The sequence below is a fragment of the Kitasatospora sp. NPDC059571 genome (genome assembly GCF_042735675.1).
GTDB lineage: Bacteria > Actinomycetota > Actinomycetes > Streptomycetales > Streptomycetaceae > Kitasatospora.
In genome coordinates this window covers 1-3597 of sequence record NZ_JBHWBW010000087.1, presented here as the reverse complement: position 1 = coordinate 3597, position 3597 = coordinate 1, and the positions used below count along the sequence as shown (strand labels likewise).

The following is a 3597-nucleotide window of genomic DNA, read 5'->3' as shown; positions in this document are numbered from 1 at the left end:
CGCCCAGGTTCTATCAGCGCTCCGGTGTCGCAGTCTTCGCCCCCCCCCCCCCCTCACCCCCCCCGCCCCCACGGGCCGGGTTGCCGTGCGGGCCGCGCTCGCCGAGCGCGAGGGCGAGGGCGGCGAGCAGACCGAAGGCGACCACGGTGGACATCGCCATGACGTCCAGCGCCCCGAAGGTGCCGACCGCGCGGATCGGCTGCCCGGTGTACGAGGCGCCGGTCCGGGTGAGGAACTGGCGGGCGCCGACCGCGCCCTCCACCAGCGCGGCCGCCACGAACGCGCCGAGCACCAGCCGCCGCCCGGCCTCGTCCCGGACGGCGCAGGCCACCGCGGCCGGGACGAGCACGAAGACCTGGACCAGCCGGACGAAGCCGGAGAGCGAGGCGGCCGGGTCGATCGAGGCCAGGGTGGCCGCCGCGGCCGCGCAGACCACGGACCCGAACAGCAGGCAGACCGCGGTGTCCAGCCGGGCCGCCCGGCCGCGCAGCAGCTCGACGCCGACCAGCGCGACCAGGACGGTGGAGGCGAGGTCCGCCGGGGTGATGTGGACGGCGGCGCTGACGTCCTTCTCCCCGGTCGGGACGCAGACCAGCAGCACGGTGGCGGCGGCGGTCAGCGCGGTGAGCCGGGGTCTGGCCCACGGGCGGCGCAACTCCATTGCCGCGCCGGCGGGTTGCAGGGAGAGGACCACGTCAGCTCCCGTCCGGGTGGAGCATCAGGACGGCCGTCCGCAGCAGGATCTTGGCGTCCTGCCAGAGGCTCCAGCCCTCGATGTAGCGGTTGTCGAAGCGGGCCCGGTCCTCGATCGAGGTGTCCCCGCGCAGCCCGTTCACCTGGGCGAGGCCGGTGAGGCCGACCGGCACCCGGTGGCGGTCCTGGTACTCGGGGTAGGCCTGGCCGAACCGCAGGACGAAGTACGGGCGCTCCGGGCGCGGGCCGACCAGGCTCATGTCGCCGCGGACGACGTTCCACAGCTGGGGCAGCTCGTCCATCGAGGTGCGGCGCAGCAGCCGGCCGACGGCGCCCATCCGGTGGTCCTGGGAGATGTTCCAGCGCGTCGCCGACTCGTGCTCGTTGCTCGGGCGCAGCGTACGGAACTTGAGCAGGGTGAACACCTGGCCGTCCAGGCCGGTGCGCTGCTGCCGGAAGAGCACGCCGGGGCCGGTGTCGAAGCGGACGGCGAGCGCGCAGGCGGCCAGCACCGGGGAGAGCAGCAGCAGGCCGAGCGAGGCCGCGGTGGCGTCCAGCACCCGCTTGACGAGCCAGCTGGGGCGGCGCAGCGCCGGCCGGCCCAGCGGGACGACCGGGAAGCCCCAGATCTGGTCGGTGCCGCGGCGGCCGAGCGCCGCGTACTCGCGCAGCTGCGGCACCAGCCAGACGGTGCAGCCCAGCCGGGTGGCGGCGCGCAGTGCGGCGGCGGTCTGGGCGTCGTCGGCGGCGCCCTCGGTGACCACCACGTGGTGGATGCGCTTGCGGCGCAGCTGGCTCTCCAGGGCGTCGTGGCCGCCCAGGACGCGCAGCGCCGGGCCGTCGGCCAGCAGGCCGGGCTGGGAGTCGAGGAAGCCGACCGGGCGCAGCCCGTACTCGCGGTGCTCCAGCATGGCGGCGGCGACCCGCTGGCCGAGCTGGCCGGCGCCCAGGACGAGGGCGGGGCTGGGCCGGCGCCGCCGGGCGCGGCGCAGCAGGCGGTAGACGAACGCGCGGCCCAGGCAGGCCAGCAGGGTGAAGGCGGTGAGCAGCGCGGCGAGCCGCAGCGGGGAGCCGGGCCTGGTGCCGCCGAGGCAGGCGTCGAGGGTGACCGCGAAGGCGACGGCGACGGCGGCCCGGCCGGCCAGCGCGGGCAGGTCGTCGAGGGCGGAGACGGTGAGCCTGGTGCGGTAGAGGCCGCCCGCCAGGTTGAGCGGGAGCTGCACGGAGAGCACGACGGCGACGGCGTGCAGCGGCCGGTCGCCGACCGAGAGCAGGGTGGCCGCGCCGAGCGCGAGGACGTCGGAGCCGAGCAGCCCGGCGGGCAGGGCGACCCGGGAGCGGACGGGCCGGCGGTGCCGGCCGGGCGAGGGCACCGGACGGGAGCGGGACGCCGCGGCCGGCCGGTCGAGCAGGCCGGTCGCGGGCTGCCGCCGGGGCGAGGGTGGCCGTCCCGGCCTCGGCACGCTCTCGTGGTCGATGGTCATCTGTGCGCGAACTCCCCTGCTGTGTACCGGCCGTCGCGGGGCGGCCGGCCCCTACCGGTTCGGCGGCCCGGCCCGGTGGAGGCGGTCCAGGTAGGCACCTGCTGCCTGGGCGGCGATCGGCCCGTCCGGCAGCGGACCGGCCGGACGGCCGCCCACATGGAACGGGTACGAAACAGGCAAAATCAGACAATAGCGAACGCTTGCTTCAACACGACGAGTTGACGTGGCGTTTCATCCCACCCGCCCATTTGTCGGACTGTCGGACGGCCGGACCGCGGTCCGTCGGGGGGCCGGGAGCGGGCGGTGGCCCGGGCAAGCACTCACAGTCGGATAAACGATCAGAATCCCCGGGAGACACGGCGATCCGGGCGCCGCGGGCCGCCCGCCGGGAGCATCTCCCGGTACACCGCCGCGACCTGCGCGACCGTGTCGCGGACGTCGTGCCGGCGCGCCACGTGCTCGCGCGCCCAACCGCCACGACGGGCACACTCGTTCGGATCGGCGAGCGCCTCGGCCAGCCGTTCGGCCAGCGGGCCGGGCTGCTCCGGCGGCACCGGCGCCGTCCCGGCCGGCGGCGGCGGCAGGCACTCGCGGGCGCCCGGCACATCGGTCAGCAGCACCGGCCGGGCGGCCGCCATCGCCTCCAGCGGGGCCAGCGCCATGCCCTCCCAGCGCGAGGGGAGCACCACCACGTCGGGCGCGGGCCCCCCCGGCCCCGGCGACGCGAACCCCCCCGGCCGCACCCCCCCCCCCGGGGCGGGGCCCCCCCGCGCCCCGGCCCCCCCCACGTCCACGGCGGGGCCGCGGATCGGCGACCGCACCGGGCAGCAGCACCGCAGCGGGGTCGGACAGCGCCTGCGCCCGGGCCGCCAGCAGGTCCTCGTCGGGCCCGGCGCCGACCACCGCGAGGCGCGCCGCGGGGACCCTGGCGGCCACCGCCGGCCAGGCCTCCAGCAGCACGTCCTGGCCCTTCTGCCGACAGATCCGGCCGAGGCAGACCGCCAGCGGGGCGCCCGGGTCCAGGCCGAGCGCGGTGCGGGCGGCGAGCCGGGCGGAGGCATCGGCGGCGGTGTGCCGGCCGAGGTCCACGCCGTTCGGGACCACCCGCCAGCGCCCGGCCACCCCGGCCGCCGCGCCGTCGGCACGCTCCTGCTCGCTGACGCACAGCAGGGTGTGCGCCCAGCGGGCGGCGTACCGCTCCCAGGCCCGGGTGGCGGCCGCCAGCGGCCCGTCCACCGCGGCGAACGACCAGGCGTGCGGCTGGAAGACGGTCGGCAGCGCACCGCGGACGGCGAGCCGGCCGGCCAGCCCCGCCTTGGCGCTGTGCAGATGGAGCACGTCCGGCGCGGCCGCCCGGACGATCCGGCGCCGCCGCCGGGCCACCCCCCCCGCGGGGGGCGCCCCCCCGCGCCGCGCCCGG

At 78.0% G+C, this 3597-nt stretch carries 3 protein-coding genes and 1 pseudogene; all 4 read right to left on the bottom strand.

Annotated features, from left to right (window positions below):
• Window positions 1-13: 13 nt before the first annotated feature.
• Window positions 14-694: a hypothetical protein gene (locus ACFV0G_RS13115; RefSeq protein ID WP_380545939.1), complete on the bottom strand. Its 681-nt coding sequence runs from the start codon at window positions 692-694 to the stop codon at window positions 14-16.
• A gap of 1 nt (window position 695) precedes the next feature.
• On the bottom strand, window positions 696-2177 hold the full coding sequence (locus tag ACFV0G_RS13110; protein WP_380545937.1) for a sugar transferase: 1482 nt from the start codon (window positions 2175-2177) through the stop codon (window positions 696-698).
• Between the two features lie 338 nt (window positions 2178-2515).
• Window positions 2516-2869 carry a glycosyltransferase gene (locus tag ACFV0G_RS13105; RefSeq protein ID WP_380545935.1) on the bottom strand — a complete coding sequence of 118 codons (354 nt, stop codon included), beginning with the start codon at window positions 2867-2869 and terminating at the stop codon, window positions 2516-2518.
• A gap of 172 nt (window positions 2870-3041) precedes the next feature.
• A pseudogene (locus tag ACFV0G_RS13100) lies at window positions 3042-3515 on the bottom strand (glycosyltransferase); the annotation flags it as partial.
• Between the last annotated feature and the right edge of the window lie 82 nt (window positions 3516-3597).